Source organism: Bacillus cereus group sp. Bc010 (genome assembly GCF_027716745.1).
GTDB classification, from domain to species: Bacteria; Bacillota; Bacilli; order Bacillales; family Bacillaceae_G; genus Bacillus_A; species Bacillus_A pacificus.
In genome coordinates this window covers 303,771-318,684 of sequence record NZ_JAQFUY010000002.1, presented here as the reverse complement: position 1 = coordinate 318,684, position 14,914 = coordinate 303,771, and the positions used below count along the sequence as shown (strand labels likewise).

Genomic DNA, 14,914 nt, shown 5'->3' with positions numbered 1-14,914 from the left:
ACTCTCTTATTTTTTTAGATTAGGAGAGTTTATACATATAATAAGAAGTTAATGAAGTAAAGCATAGTTATATAAAAGTCGGAATATTATGATTGTAACGTTATGGTGACTATAATATAATGAAAACAACCTCATGAATGAACATTCATTTATTTTTATGTATTTGAAGGGGGAATGAAGGTGGAAAAACCATGGTTGAAAAATTATCCAGAGGAAATTCCAAGTACAATTTCTTATGATATTCAGCCGCTTCATAAATATGTAGAACAGATGGCTTCTCGCTACCCAGAAAAGAAAGCGCTTCACTTTTTGGGGAAGGATATTACATTTTCAGACTTTCATGATAAGGTGAAGAGATTTGCAAATTATCTTCAAAAGCTCGGTGTGGAAAAGGGTGATCGAGTTGCTATTATGTTGCCGAACTGTCCGCAAGCTGTAATTGGTTATTACGGTACATTACTTGCAGGAGGTATCGTAGTACAAACAAATCCACTATATACAGAAAGAGAATTAGAATATCAGCTTCATGACTCGGGAGCAAAAGTCATTCTTTGCCTCGATTTAGTATTTCCAAGAGTGACGAATGTTCAATCTGCTACAAAATTTGAGCATATTATCGTAACGCGTATTGCGGACTTTTTACCCTTCCCTAAAAATCTATTGTATCCATTTGTGCAGAAAAAACAGTCGAATTTAGTTGTGAAAGTATCAGAGAGTGAAACGATTCATCTTTGGAACTCAGTAGAAAAAGAAGTGAATACGGATGTTGAAGTGCCTTGTGATCCTGAAAATGATTTAGCTCTTTTACAGTACACAGGAGGAACAACTGGATTTCCGAAGGGTGTTATGTTAACGCATAAAAACCTCGTTTCTAACACTTTGATGGGAGTTCAATGGTTATATAATTGCAAAGAAGGAGAAGAAGTCGTTCTTGGGGTTCTTCCATTTTTCCACGTGTACGGCATGACGGCTGTCATGAATTTAAGTATTATGCAAGGATACAAAATGGTTCTTATTCCAAAATTTGATATGAAAATGGTTTTTGAAGCGATTAAGAAGCATAAAGTGACATTATTTCCAGGGGCACCAACTATTTATATCGCTCTTTTAAATAGCCCGCTTTTAAAAGAATACGATATATCTTCTATTCGTGCTTGTATTAGTGGATCAGCACCACTGCCAGTAGAAGTACAGGAAAAGTTCGAAACAGTTACAGGGGGCAAACTAGTAGAGGGATATGGTTTAACAGAATCATCTCCCGTTACACATAGTAATTTTTTATGGGAAAAGCGAGTGCCAGGTAGCATTGGAGTTCCGTGGCCAGATACAGAAGCAATGATTATGTCGCTTGAAACTGGTGAGGCATTACCACCGGGAGAAATCGGTGAAATTGTAGTAAAAGGTCCTCAAATTATGAAAGGATATTGGAATAAGCCAGAAGAAACAGCAGCTGTACTGCAAGATGGATGGCTCCATACAGGCGATGTTGGCTATATGGATGAAGATGGCTTTTTCTATGTGAAAGATCGTAAGAAAGATATGATTGTTGCGAGTGGATTTAATGTGTATCCTCGTGAAGTAGAAGAAGTATTATATGAGCATGAAAAAGTGCAAGAAGTAGTGACGATTGGAGTTCCCGATCCATACCGAGGAGAGACAGTTAAAGCGTTTGTTGTGTTAAAAGAAGGTACAGAGTGTTCTGAGGAAGAATTAAATCAGTTTGCTCGTAAATATTTAGCGGCCTATAAAGTGCCGAAAGTATATGAGTTTAGAGATGAACTGCCGAAAACGACAGTCGGAAAAATTTTACGCCGTGTCCTAATTGATGAAGAGAAAAGAAAGAATGAGGATGAGCAAACGGGCTAAGGCCCTTTCTTTTTGAAAAAATAGGATTGACACTTTTCTAAATAGTCAGTATTATAAGAATATGAATGACTATTCATTCAGTCATCTTCTTGAAGGGGACAGTAAAGTGAAGAAAAATAGACCGAAATACAATCAAATTATTGATGCGGCAGTCATTGTGATTGCGGAGAATGGGTACCATCAAGCGCAAGTTTCTAAAATAGCAAAGCAAGCTGGGGTAGCGGATGGCACGATTTATTTATATTTTAAAAATAAAGAAGATATATTAATATCCTTATTCCAAGAGAAGATGGGAGAATTTGTCGAAACAATTCGTCAAAAAACAGCAGGAATTGAAAGCGCTGTATCGAAGTTATTCATGTTGGTAGAAACGCACTTCTTGCTGTTGTCACAAAATGATCCTCTTGCTATCGTTACGCAATTAGAGCTAAGACAGTCCAATCAAGAATTACGCCTAAAAATAAATGAAGTATTAAAAGGCTACTTACAAGTTATGGATGAGATTTTAGAGACAGGTATAAAGCAAGGTGAATTTCGAGCGGATTTAAATGTTCGCGTGGCAAGACAAATGATCTTTGGAACAGTAGATGAAGTTGTGACCAATTGGGTAATGAGCGATCATAAGTATGATCTGGTCGCACTTTCAAAAACGGTACATGGGCTACTTATTGCAGCTTGTGGTTATCGTCAATAATGGGAGGGATCATGTTGAAATTCCTATCTGTAAGAGTTGAAGATCATATCGCGGTGGCTACGTTAAATCATGCGCCAGCTAACGCGATGTCTTCACAAGTTATGCATGACGTTACTGAATTAATTGATCAAGTGGAGAAGGATGATAACATTCGTGTTGTTGTTATTCACGGTGAAGGGCGTTTCTTCTCGGCGGGAGCAGATATTAAAGAATTTACATCTGTTACTGAAGCGAAGCAAGCGACTGAATTAGCGCAGCTTGGACAAGTTACGTTTGAGCGCGTTGAAAAATGTTCAAAACCAGTTATCGCGGCAATTCATGGAGCGGCACTTGGCGGCGGCCTTGAGTTTGCTATGTCTTGCCACATGCGCTTTGCAACTGAAAGTGCAAAACTTGGTTTACCTGAATTAACACTTGGATTAATTCCTGGATTTGCAGGTACACAGCGATTACCACGTTATGTTGGGAAAGCGAAAGCTTGTGAAATGATGTTAACAAGTACACCGATTACTGGTGCAGAAGCATTAAAATGGGGACTAGTTAACGGAGTTTTTGCTGAAGAAACATTTTTAGATGATACGCTTAAAGTTGCAAAACAGATTGCTGGAAAAAGCCCAGCGACGACTCGTGCTGTACTAGAGTTATTGCAAACGACGAAATCGTCTCATTATTATGAAGGTGTACAACGCGAAGCTCAAATCTTTGGTGAAGTATTTACGAGTGAAGATGGAAGAGAAGGTGTAGCAGCGTTTTTAGAAAAACGTAAGCCTTCATTTAGCGGCAGGTAGTTTAATTATTTTTTTAATATAAATTAACAGAAAATTAGAATTGATAGAATCTTTCTGAAAAACAAGGGGGTAAATGGAATGAACATCTACGTACTCATGAAACGAACATTTGATACAGAAGAAAAAATCGTAATTAAAAACGGTGCAATTTACGATGGCGAAGCGGAATTCATCATCAACCCTTACGATGAATATGCAATTGAAGAAGCAATTCAAGTAAGAGACGCACAAGGTGGAGAAGTTACTGTCGTAACAGTTGGTGGCGAAGATAGCGAGAAAGAACTTCGTACGGCGTTAGCGATGGGCTGCGATAAAGCGGTATTAATTAATATTGAAGATGATGTAGAAAATGGTGACCAGTTCACGACTGCAAAAGTGCTTGCTGAATATTTAAAAGATAAAGATGCAGATTTAATTTTAGGCGGAAACGTTGCAATTGATGGTGCATCTGGACAAGTTGGCCCGCGTGTAGCTGAAGCGTTAAATATTCCGTATGTAACGACAATTACAAAACTTGCAATTGACGGTAAAAACGTGAAGATTGAGCGTGATGTTGAAGGCGATACAGAAGTGATTGAAACTTCATTGCCAGTATTAGTAACAGCACAACAAGGTTTAAATGAACCACGTTATCCATCGCTTCCAGGTATTATGAAAGCGAAGAAAAAGCCACTAGAAGAATTAGAATTAGATGATTTAGATTTAGAAGAAGATGATGTGGAAGCAAAGACAAAAACAATTGAAATCTATTTGCCTCCTAAGAAAGATGCAGGAAAAGTGTTACAAGGCGAGCTGCAAGATCAAGTAAAAGAACTTGTATCGTTGCTCCATACAGAAGCGAAAGTAATCTAATAAAATACGAAATTATATATGCAGGAGGGAAAATCTATGGCTCGTAAAGTATTAGTAATGGGTGAAGTTCGTGATGGATCGCTACGTAACGTTTCATTTGAAGCGGTAGCAGCAGCAAAAACAATTGCAGAAGGCGGTGAAGTAGTAGGTCTTCTAGTTGGAGACAGCGTTGCCTCTTTTGCAAATGAGTTGATTCATTACGGTGCAGATCGCGTTGTGACAGTTGAAAATGATAAATTAAAATCATATACATCTGATGGGTATGCACAAGCATTTTTAGCTGTATATGCTGAAGAAAATCCAGAAGGTATTGTATTTGGACATACAGCACTTGGTAAAGATTTATCACCAAAATTAGCAGCGAAGCTTGAAGCTGGTCTAGTTTCTGACGTAACTGCTTTAGAAGTTGAAGGTGGAAATGTTATCTTTACTCGTCCAATTTACTCTGGTAAAGCGTTTGAGAAGAAGATTGTAACAGACGGCATGTTATTTGCGACAGTGCGTCCAAATAACATCGCAACGCTTGAAAAAGATGAGTCTCGCAGTGGTGACGTGTCTTCTATTACAGTAGATGTGAAAGACTTACGTACAATCATTCAAGATGTCGTCCGTAAGACGGCAGAGGGCGTTGATCTTTCTGAAGCAAAAGTTATTATCGCTGGCGGACGCGGTGTGAAGAGTGAAGAAGGATTCAAGCCATTAAAAGAGTTAGCTGACGTATTAGGCGGCGCTGTTGGAGCATCTCGTGGTGCTTGTGACGCTGAGTATTGCGATTACTCATTACAAATTGGTCAAACTGGTAAAGTTGTTACACCAGACCTGTACATTGCATGTGGTATTTCTGGTGCGATTCAGCATTTAGCTGGTATGTCTAACTCAAAAATAATCGTTGCGATCAATAAAGATCCAGAAGCAAGTATTTTCAAAGTAGCTGACTACGGTATTGTTGGCGATCTATTTGAAGTTGTACCTCTTTTAACAGAAGAGTTTAAAAAGTTAAAAGTACATTCATGATTTGAGTACCCTTGAGTTCCAAGTGAAGTACCCCTATATATAGAAAAAGGTGAGAGATCCCCTGTCTCTCATCTTTTTAGTATGTAATCCGTATTTTTATATAGTATAAAGGAACACTTTTTTGTTACAATACATAACGATACATATTATTCGCCACGTATATAAGTTAATGATATACTCTTGGTAGAATATACTTGAAGGAGGAAATAAAATGGCAATTGTAAACGCAAATGACCAAAGCTTCGCAGCTGAAACTAGCGAAGGTGTTGTATTATTAGATTTCTGGGCACCTTGGTGTGGACCTTGTAAAATGATCGCTCCTGTATTAGAGGAAATTGATGCAGAACTAGGCGAAAAAGTAAAAGTAGTAAAAGTAGACGTGGATGAAAATCAAGAAACTGCTCGTCAATTCGAAGTAATGAGCATTCCAGCTCTTTTCGTATTAAAAGACGGTAAAGTAGTTGATCAAGCGTTAGGTTACAAACCGAAAGAAGCGTTAGTGGAATTAGTTTCTAAACACTTCTAAAATAAAAGGGCTACCATTTGGTAGCTTTTTTTATTTTTCTTTTTTACACCTTTCCGTTACAATAAAAGAACGTATGTTGGGTGTTTTGGCATAGTATGTTTTCATGTGAAAATAAAAATGCTAAGCATGTAGAAATGGAGGGTAACGAGTGCACGAACATTTAAAAGAGAAATTGGCTATTTTACCAGATCAACCTGGTTGTTATTTAATGAAAGATAAGCAAGGAACGGTTATATATGTCGGAAAGGCAAAGGTGCTTAAAAATCGTGTGCGCTCGTACTTTACTGGTTCGCATGACGGGAAAACACTTCGGCTAGTAGGAGAAATTGTAGATTTTGAATATATTGTAACCTCCTCAAATCTAGAGGCTCTCATTTTAGAGTTGAACTTAATAAAAAAGCATGATCCAAAATATAACATTCAATTAAAAGATGATAAAACATATCCTTTTATTAAAATTACAGCTGAGAAACAACCACGATTACTTATTACGAGAAATGTAAAAAAGGATAAGGGAAAGTATTTTGGCCCTTATCCGAATGCACAATCAGCTCATGAAACGAAAAAACTGCTAGATCGTATGTATCCGCTTCGTAAGTGCTCAAATATGCCCGATAAAGTTTGTTTATATTATCATATGGGTCAATGTTTAGCGCCTTGTGTGAAAGAAGTGACGGAAGAACAAAACAAAGAAATTGTAGATGAAATTATTAAGTTTTTAAATGGTGGGCATAAAGAAGTTCGTTCAGAATTAGAAACAAAAATGTATGAAGCTTCAGAGAAACTAGAGTTTGAACGTGCAAAAGAGTTACGTGATCAAATCGCTCATATCGATGCGATTATGGAAAAACAAAAGATGATTATGAGTGATTTAGTGGATCGTGATGTGTTTGGGTATGCAGTTGATAAAGGGTGGATGTGTGTTCAAGTTTTCTTCGTTCGAAAAGGAAAGCTAATCGAACGTGATGTTTCTATGTTTCCAATCTACGACGAACCAGAAGAGGGATTCTTAACGTTTATCGGTCAATTTTATGAAAACAGCAGTCATTTTAAGCCGAAGGAAATCGTCGTTCCAGGAAGTATCGATTCAGAATTAATAGAACGCTTTTTAGAAGTGGAAGCGACACAGCCGAAACGCGGTAAGAAAAAAGATCTTGTAGAACTGGCAAATAAAAATGCGAAGATTGCTCTTGAAGAGAAATTCTATTTAATTGAGCGCGATGAAGAGCGAACGATTAAAGCTGTAGAGAATTTAGGGAAGCAGCTCGGAATTGAAACGCCTCATCGTATTGAAGCGTTTGATAACTCAAATATTCAAGGCACAAATCCTGTTTCTGCAATGATTGCTTTTATTGATGGGAAACCAGCTAAGAAAGAATACAGGAAATATAAAATTAAAACGGTTCAAGGGCCAGATGATTATGAGTCTATGAGAGAAGTTGTGAGACGCCGTTATACAAGGGCACTGAAAGAGAACTTACCTTTACCAGATTTAATCATTATTGATGGCGGAAAAGGCCATCTGGCGGCTGCAAGTGATATTCTAGAAAATGAGCTCGGTTTATATATTCCGATGGCAGGTCTTGTGAAAGATGACAAACATAAAACATCCCATTTAATTATTGGGGATCCACCTGAACCTGTGATGCTTGAGAGAAATAGCCAAGAATTTTATTTATTGCAGCGCATTCAAGATGAGGTGCATCGATTTGCAATTACATTCCATCGTCAATTACATGGGAAATCTGTCATTCAATCGGCACTCGATGATATTCCTGGAATTGGAGATAAACGAAAAAAGATATTGTTAAAACATTTCGGATCGCTAAAAAAGATGAAAGAGGCTTCTGTAACAGAATTTGTCGAAGCGGGTATGCCGAAAAATGTCGCAGAGACGATTTATACTTATTTAGCGGATAAGAAGACGTTGTAGTTTACAACGTCTTCTATTTTTTGGTATAATTTCTGAAGATTTAAAATAAATTCAAATGAATGAAAATGCAAAAAGTCAACTAAACTGATATGTCTAGTTGACTGCGGGTAATGCTACACTTCAATGAGATCTTTTATATCCCATTTTACAAGAAATGTAATAGAGTCTGAACGTTTTTTCTTTTCTTCGTAGGACTCTGCAACGACGTTTCGTTGCTTTTGAATTTGTTCAGCGATGAACCCAGCTTCTAATTGATAAGAAGAATGTCTTTTTTGTTTTTGACGTTCAGCGATGAGTGTGCCTTTAAGTTGGAACTGCATTTCACGACGCTTATGTTCAATAATGCTTAAAGTGCCCCAGCCAGCTTTTTCAAAGAACTGAATGACTTCTTCAATTGTGTCTAGTGGATATTTTCTTGCAAGGTTTCTACCGGACCAGTATAAAATACCATCTAGATCGTTACCGATTAAATCAGGTAGTAATTCTTCACGTAGCAATTCGTAAGCGAAGGCGTTCAATGAAAGATCTTCTAAAGATGTTGTATCGATTGTATTTTTACTCACAATATTCCCCTCTTTCTATAGGGATTATTATATAACATTTCTCATTTATAAAAACAGATTTTTCTTTGGGAAAATCTGAATATATAAGAAGAAAAAAAGAATTGGCAAATTATATGCAAATTATGTATACGTTTTCTTGACGCTTCGACAAAAATAGGAGTAAAATGAACTTGGTATCAAATTATGCTGAAATATTTCGAATAATTTTTTCAGTTTTTCTTATGCCAATAGTGAAAAAACATTATTGCCATAAACTAATCTGAAAACAGCAGTCAATCATTCAAGGGGGGTAATGGGGACATGAAAGGCCGCGAGTATACGTTTCGTAAGTGGCACTCATTAATGGGGGTCATCCCGGTTGGTGTCTTTTTGACGCAACATTTAATTGTAAACAACTTTGCAACACGAGGAGCAGAGGCTTTTAACAAAGCTGCAGGCTTTATGGAGCTCCTTCCATTCCGGTATGCGCTAGAAATTTTCATTATCTTTTTACCAATACTGTACCATGCTATATATGGCTTATATATTGCATTTACAGCTAAGAACAATGCGGTTTCTTACGGTTATTTCCGTAACTGGATGTTCGTCTTCCAAAGAATTTCAGGTATCGTTACACTGATTTTCATTTCTTGGCACGTCTGGGAAACTCGTATTCAAGCAGCGTTAGGTAAAGAGGTAAACTATGATATGATGGCAGATATTTTAAACAATCCAGCTATGTTTGCATTCTACTTAGTTGGTGTTGTTTCAACAATTTTCCACTTTGCAAATGGACTATGGACATTCTGCATCAGCTGGGGAATTACAGTATCTCCACGTTCACAAAGAATCTCTACTTATGTAACATTAGCTATTTTCTTAGGTCTATCTTATGTAGGTGTGAGTGCATTATTAGCGTTCATCGATCCACAGCTAGCAAACCAGTAAGGAGTGGGAGAGCATGAAAGGGAAACTTATAGTAGTCGGCGGTGGCTTGGCTGGCTTAATGGCAACGATTAAAGCGGCGGAAGCAGGAGTAAATGTTGAACTGTTCTCTTTAGTACCAGTAAAACGTTCGCATTCTGTATGTGCCCAAGGTGGAATTAACGGTGCCGTAAATACGAAAGGTGAAGGGGATTCTCCATGGATCCACTTTGACGATACAATTTATGGTGGGGACTTCTTAGCGAACCAACCACCAGTTAAAGCAATGTGTGAAGCAGCACCTGGTATCATTCATTTAATGGACCGTATGGGTGTTATGTTCAACCGTACGGAAGAAGGACTTCTTGATTTCCGTCGTTTTGGTGGAACGCAACATCACCGTACAGCATTTGCTGGTGCAACAACTGGACAGCAATTACTATACGCATTAGATGAGCAAGTACGTCGTCACGAAGTAGCAGGACTTGTAACGAAATATGAAGGTTGGGATTTCTTACGAGCTGTTATTGATGATGAAGGTGTGTGCCGAGGAATCGTTGCACAAGACTTACAAACTATGGAGATTAGAAGTTTCCGAGCTGATGCCGTGATTATGGCAACAGGGGGCCCTGGTATCATCTTCGGAAAATCAACAAACTCCATTATCAATACAGGTACAGCAGCTTCTGCTGTATATCAACAAGGCGCATATTATGCAAACGGTGAGTTCATTCAAATTCACCCAACGGCAATTCCTGGAGACGATAAATTACGTCTAATGAGTGAATCTGCACGTGGTGAAGGTGGACGTGTTTGGACATATAAAGATGGTAAACCATGGTACTTCTTAGAAGAAAAATATCCGGCTTACGGAAACCTTGTACCTCGTGATATCGCAACGCGTGAAATCTTTGATGTTTGCGTAGAGCAAAAACTAGGTATTAACGGTGAAAACATGGTGTACTTAGATCTTTCTCATAAAGATCCGAAAGAACTAGATATTAAACTTGGTGGAATTATTGAAATCTATGAGAAATTTACAGGTGACGATCCTCGTAAACTACCAATGAAAATCTTCCCAGCTGTTCACTATTCAATGGGCGGGCTATGGGTTGATTATAAGCAGATGACAAGCATTCCAGGTTTATTTGCAGCAGGTGAGTGTGATTATTCTATGCACGGTGGTAACCGTCTTGGCGCGAACTCACTGTTATCAGCAATTTACGGTGGTATGGTAGCAGGACCAAATGCAATTGAATATATGAAAGGTCTTTCTAAATCATCAGATGCCGTTTCATCTAATGTGTATGAACAAAATGAATTAATCGAAACAGAGAAATTTAACAATATTTTAACGCTTGATGGTAACGAAAATGCGTATGTTCTTCATAAAGAGCTTGGAGAATGGATGACAGATAACGTTACAGTAGTTCGTGAAAATAAAAAATTATTAGAAACAGATGCAAAAATTGAAGAGTTAATGGCTCGCTACAAACGTATTAACATTAACGATACAGCGAGATGGAGCAACCAAGGTGCTTCATTTACACGCCAACTTGCAAATATGTTTGAATTAGCACGTGTTATTACAATTGGCGCATATAACCGTAATGAGAGCCGTGGGGCGCATTACAAACCTGAATTCCCAAATCGTGATGATGCAAACTTCTTAAAAACTACGATGGCGAAATTTGAAGGAGAAGGAAATGCACCGGCATTCCGTTACGAAGACGTGGATATTTCATTAATTAAACCACGTAAACGTGATTATTCTTCAAAACACGATGTAGCTGCTAAGAGTGAAGAGAAGGGGGATAAACAACATGTCTGAGAAAACAATCCGCCTCATCATTACGAGACAAGACGGACCAGATGCGCAAGCGTTTGACCAAGAGTTTGAAATTCCGTATCGTCCGAATATGAATATTATTTCGGCGCTTATGGAAATTCGTCGTAATCCTGTCGATGCAAAAGGAAACAAAACAACTCCGATTGCATGGGATATGAACTGTTTAGAGGAAGTATGTGGTGCATGTTCGATGGTGATTAACGGAAAACCACGTCAATCATGTACAGCTCTTATCGATCAATTAGAACAACCAATTCGCTTAAAACCGATGAAGACATTCCCGGTTGTTCGTGACTTACAAGTTGACCGTAGTCGCATGTTTAATGCTCTAAAACGTGTTAAAGCTTGGATTCCAATTGATGGTACGTATGACTTAGGACCAGGACCAAGAATGCCTGAGAAGAAACGTCAATGGGCTTATGAGCTTTCAAAATGTATGACATGTGGTGTTTGCTTAGAATCATGTCCAAACGTAAATAGTAAATCGGACTTTATTGGACCAGCTCCGTTATCACAAGCTCGTCTATTCAACTCACATCCAACGGGTGAAATGCATAAAGCAGATCGCTTACGTGCAATTATGGGTGATGGAGGACTTGCAAACTGTGGTAACTCTCAAAACTGTGTGCAATCATGTCCAAAGGGTATTCCGTTAACAACTTCAATTGCGGCGTTAAACCGTGATACAACAATTCAATCGTTCAAAGATTTCTTTGGTAGCGACAATAACTATTAAAAAATATTGCCTCTTCATTTCGAAGGGGCAATATTTATAACTGTATTATTCTGTTTATTCTGTTTATTTTGAAGTGAAAAGGAGAGGGAACAATGAAGAGGATTTCTTATATTGAAGACTTTGAGCAATGGGAAAGTGGTTTTTCGTTTTACAATCCTGTAAAGGTTCGTTTTGGTGAAGTAGATATGTTTGGACATGTAAATAATGTCGTTGCCTTTACCTATTTTGAAGAAGCACGTATCGCATTGTTTAAAGAACTTGGATTTATGCAAGAATGGACGCATGAATCTTCAGAAACGATGATTGTTGTTGCGGATTTACAATGTAATTTTATTAAGCAAATATATTTTGATGAACAGTTGAAGGTGTATGTAAAAGCTGGATCAGTTGGAAATTCTTCATTAGATTTGCATTATATGGTGAAGAATGCAGAAGGAGAAGTTTGTTTAGTTGGTCGTGGAATGATGGTCCAAGCGTCGAAAAAAACGGGAAGAGGCGAACCGTGGCCTGAAGAGTGGAAGAAAAAATTAATACAATGATAGAGTGAAAGAAAAATAAGAGAGCAATTTGCTCTCTTATTTTTTGTCTTCCATCGCCTCTTCTAATGTTAAATGATGTTTATATATGTATGTAGCGTATGGATTTCCAACGTAGCGCAAATGCCACGGTTCATATGAGTATTCTGTTGTTTCTGTTTTATCTTCTAAATAACGAATGACAAAGCCAAATTCATGAGCATGTTTTGCAACCCATTTACCTTCGTTTGTCTCTCCAAAAATAGGCTCTAATTGGAATTTAGCAGATTTTGAACTAATATCCATTGCTAAACCAGTTTGATGTTCACTCGTACCGGGAATGGCACTTACTGAATCTGCCTCAGCTTTTCCTTGACGTCTAACGTATGTATCATGTAATGATTTTTGGCGTTTGTATGAACGATAACCAGATACAGCTGTAAGTTCAAGTCCTTCTTTCTTTGCCGCTTCAAACATATTTTCAAGCGCATCTGCAGCATCTTTGCGCAGCAATGTTTTTTCTTTATCTTTTGGACTAGTAAATGGTACGTTTGGTCTCGTTAAGTCTTCAGGTGTGTATCCGTCTGGTAGTTTTCGATGTTTATTAACTAATACAAGATTAGACTCTGGATTTGTTACAACGGAAAAATCATTGTCTAGCTTCTTTGCATTATGATCAGCTTTTGGAAAAGCAGGAATCTCTTCTTTTTGGTGGTTACTATGCTGTTGACTTTCGACAGCTTTCGCATTATTTTGTAGTGGTGATTTAGAACTAAAGTAAGCGAAAGAAGTGATACCGATTACAATAGTAGTGGCAGAAATAATAATTATCTTTTTCATGATGCCTTGTAATCACAGTCCTTTCTTAATAAAATGTGTATCGTTTCTTATTATAAGTCTAGTTTAATGAAAAAGAAATATAAGAGTCGTAACGTAATAGAAATGCAAAGAAAATGTCAGAAAATGTGTGAAATTGTAGTATTTTTTTATATAATTCATTTCTTGTCTTTCATGAAATTCATTTTTTATGTAATATATACACATAAGAAGATGTAGCGATTATCGAGAATAAAAAACTTCTTGTATAGACTAGGAGTGAATGGGAATGGATTTTGCAACACTTATTGGAATTATTTTAGGAGTAGTGGCGGTAGTAGTAGGAATGGTCGTCAAGGGCGCTGACGTAATGGCCTTAGTTAATCCTGCCGCAGCATTAATTATTTTCGTTGGTACATTTGCTGCAGTATGTATAGCATTTCCAATGAATCAATTAAAAAAGATTCCAAAATTATTTAAAGTTCTTTTTGGTTCTAATAAAAAAGATTTAAGTTATGAACAGTTGCTAGAATTGTTTGTTCATTGGACATCTGAAAGTAGAAAATACGGTATTTTGTCTTTAGAGCAGCAATTAGACAAAATTCAAGATGAATTTCTTTTGCGTGGTATGAAATTTGTGATTGATGGCGTATCTGCAGAAGATTTAGAACAAATTTTAGAAGCTGAATTAGAAGCAATTGAAGAAAGGCATGCAAAGGGAGCAGCAATTTTTTCTCAAGCTGGTACATATGCACCAACATTAGGGGTTTTAGGTGCTGTTATTGGTCTTGTAGCTGCACTTGGTAATTTAACTGATATTGAAAAGTTAGGTCACGCTATTTCGGGTGCATTTATTGCAACGATTTTTGGTATTTTCTCAGGTTATATACTATGGCATCCATTTGCAAATAAATTAAAGCAAAAATCTGCAGCTGAATTAGAGAAAAAACGTTTAATTATTGATTGTCTATTAATGTTACAAGAAGGTACATATCCGTTTATTATGAAGAACCGCATTTTAGGTGCACTTTCTGCAACTGAGCGCAAAAAGCTTGAAAAAGGGGCAGAAAAAAATGCGGAGTAAAAAAAATAGAAGAAGTAAAAAGAAAAAACACGAAGAACATATCGATGAAACTTGGCTAATCCCTTATTCTGATATGTTAACGTTGTTGTTTGCATTGTTCATCGTTTTATTCGCAATGAGCAGTATAGATGCTGCTAAGTTTAAACAGATGGCTGTTGCTTTTCGAAGTGAATTAGCTGGTGGAACAGGTAACAAAGAATTTTTAAGTGATCAGAAGCCAAATGATGAAAAGGAATTATCAGCAAGTAGTTTAGAGTCTGAGAAGATTAAAAAGAATGCTGAAGCTGAAGTAAAGCAACAAGAAATGAACGAATTAAAAGCGGTACAAAAAGGTATTGATAAGTATATTGAGGAAAATCGATTATCTTCTTCTTTTAAAACTGATTTAACAGAAAAGGGATTGAAGGTAACGATATTAGAAAATGTACTATTTGATTCTGGGAAAGCGGACGTAAAATTAGAATCGTTAAGTATTGCGAAAGAAATGTCTAATTTACTTGTTTCAGCATCACCTCGTGAAATCACAGTATCTGGACATACAGATAATGTTCCTATTGCAAATGCGCAATTTGCATCGAACTGGGAATTAAGTACGCAGCGGGCAGTTAATTTTATGCAAGTATTACTGCAAAATAAAGAATTACAACCAGGAAAATTTAGTGCAGTTGGTTACGGAGAATACCGGTCAATTGCTCCAAATGATACGCAAGAAGGAAAAGCGAAAAATAGACGTGTAGAAGTGTTTATTTTACCTTTAACGAGAAATTTGCAATAA

General features: G+C 37.2%; 15 protein-coding genes. 13 read left to right on the top strand and 2 right to left on the bottom strand.

Features of this window, described 5'->3' with window-relative positions:
- Window positions 1-180 precede the first annotated feature (180 nt).
- The 7 genes from PDQ68_RS04695 (at window position 181) to uvrC (ending at window position 7,673) form a co-directional block, all read left to right on the top strand.
- Window positions 181-1,866: a long-chain-fatty-acid--CoA ligase gene (locus PDQ68_RS04695; RefSeq protein WP_061183301.1), complete on the top strand. Its 1,686-nt coding sequence runs from the start codon at window positions 181-183 to the stop codon at window positions 1,864-1,866.
- A 106-nt stretch (window positions 1,867-1,972) separates the two neighbouring features.
- The gene (locus PDQ68_RS04690; RefSeq protein WP_000742224.1) at window positions 1,973-2,560 is read left to right on the top strand and encodes a TetR/AcrR family transcriptional regulator; all 588 of its coding nucleotides are present in this window, start codon (window positions 1,973-1,975) and stop codon (window positions 2,558-2,560) included.
- 11 nt (window positions 2,561-2,571) lie between these two features.
- A complete protein-coding gene (locus tag PDQ68_RS04685) occupies window positions 2,572-3,348 on the top strand; it encodes an enoyl-CoA hydratase (RefSeq protein ID WP_000911295.1) in 777 nt (258 codons plus the stop codon).
- 78 nt (window positions 3,349-3,426) lie between these two features.
- Window positions 3,427-4,200 (top strand): electron transfer flavoprotein subunit beta, encoded by a 774-nt coding sequence (gene etfB / locus PDQ68_RS04680; protein WP_001029026.1) that lies wholly within the window; start codon window positions 3,427-3,429, stop codon window positions 4,198-4,200.
- A 36-nt stretch (window positions 4,201-4,236) separates the two neighbouring features.
- Window positions 4,237-5,214: an electron transfer flavoprotein subunit alpha gene (etfA, locus tag PDQ68_RS04675; protein WP_016718622.1), complete on the top strand. Its 978-nt coding sequence runs from the start codon at window positions 4,237-4,239 to the stop codon at window positions 5,212-5,214.
- A 211-nt stretch (window positions 5,215-5,425) separates the two neighbouring features.
- Complete coding sequence (gene trxA / locus PDQ68_RS04670) at window positions 5,426-5,740, top strand: thioredoxin (RefSeq protein WP_001018943.1); 315 nt, start codon at window positions 5,426-5,428, stop codon at window positions 5,738-5,740.
- 148 nt (window positions 5,741-5,888) lie between these two features.
- Window positions 5,889-7,673: an excinuclease ABC subunit C gene (gene uvrC / locus PDQ68_RS04665; protein WP_061183300.1), complete on the top strand. Its 1,785-nt coding sequence runs from the start codon at window positions 5,889-5,891 to the stop codon at window positions 7,671-7,673.
- Between the two features lie 113 nt (window positions 7,674-7,786).
- Here the strand turns inward: uvrC and PDQ68_RS04660 are convergent, their stop codons facing one another.
- Window positions 7,787-8,236 carry a YslB family protein gene (locus tag PDQ68_RS04660; protein ID WP_061183299.1) on the bottom strand — a complete coding sequence of 150 codons (450 nt, stop codon included), beginning with the start codon at window positions 8,234-8,236 and terminating at the stop codon, window positions 7,787-7,789.
- A 300-nt stretch (window positions 8,237-8,536) separates the two neighbouring features.
- Here PDQ68_RS04660 and sdhC point away from each other — a divergent pair, with 300 nt between their 5' ends.
- The 4 genes from sdhC to PDQ68_RS04640 all read left to right on the top strand — a co-directional run bounded on the left by sdhC (window position 8,537) and on the right by PDQ68_RS04640 (window position 12,263).
- Window positions 8,537-9,163 carry a succinate dehydrogenase cytochrome B558 gene (gene sdhC, locus PDQ68_RS04655; RefSeq protein ID WP_000678352.1) on the top strand — a complete coding sequence of 209 codons (627 nt, stop codon included), beginning with the start codon at window positions 8,537-8,539 and terminating at the stop codon, window positions 9,161-9,163.
- A 13-nt stretch (window positions 9,164-9,176) separates the two neighbouring features.
- Window positions 9,177-10,970 (top strand): succinate dehydrogenase flavoprotein subunit, encoded by a 1,794-nt coding sequence (gene sdhA, locus PDQ68_RS04650; protein WP_270786590.1) that lies wholly within the window; start codon window positions 9,177-9,179, stop codon window positions 10,968-10,970.
- The gene (sdhB, locus tag PDQ68_RS04645) at window positions 10,963-11,724 is read left to right on the top strand and encodes a succinate dehydrogenase iron-sulfur subunit (RefSeq protein ID WP_001291825.1); all 762 of its coding nucleotides are present in this window, start codon (window positions 10,963-10,965) and stop codon (window positions 11,722-11,724) included. Before sdhA ends, sdhB begins: the two co-directional genes overlap by 8 nt.
- Window positions 11,725-11,816: 92 nt before the next feature.
- Complete coding sequence (locus tag PDQ68_RS04640; RefSeq protein ID WP_000822739.1) at window positions 11,817-12,263, top strand: acyl-CoA thioesterase; 447 nt, start codon at window positions 11,817-11,819, stop codon at window positions 12,261-12,263.
- Between the two features lie 36 nt (window positions 12,264-12,299).
- Here the strand turns inward: PDQ68_RS04640 and PDQ68_RS04635 are convergent, their stop codons facing one another.
- The gene (locus PDQ68_RS04635; RefSeq protein ID WP_016718620.1) at window positions 12,300-13,079 is read right to left on the bottom strand and encodes a M15 family metallopeptidase; all 780 of its coding nucleotides are present in this window, start codon (window positions 13,077-13,079) and stop codon (window positions 12,300-12,302) included.
- Between the two features lie 265 nt (window positions 13,080-13,344).
- Between PDQ68_RS04635 and motA the strand changes: the two genes are divergently transcribed.
- Both motA and motB read left to right on the top strand, forming a co-directional pair.
- A complete protein-coding gene (motA, locus tag PDQ68_RS04630) occupies window positions 13,345-14,139 on the top strand; it encodes a flagellar motor stator protein MotA (protein ID WP_000344868.1) in 795 nt (264 codons plus the stop codon).
- Window positions 14,129-14,914, top strand: a complete 786-nt coding sequence (gene motB, locus PDQ68_RS04625) for a flagellar motor protein MotB (RefSeq protein ID WP_001256752.1) — start codon at window positions 14,129-14,131, stop codon at window positions 14,912-14,914. Before motA ends, motB begins: the two co-directional genes overlap by 11 nt.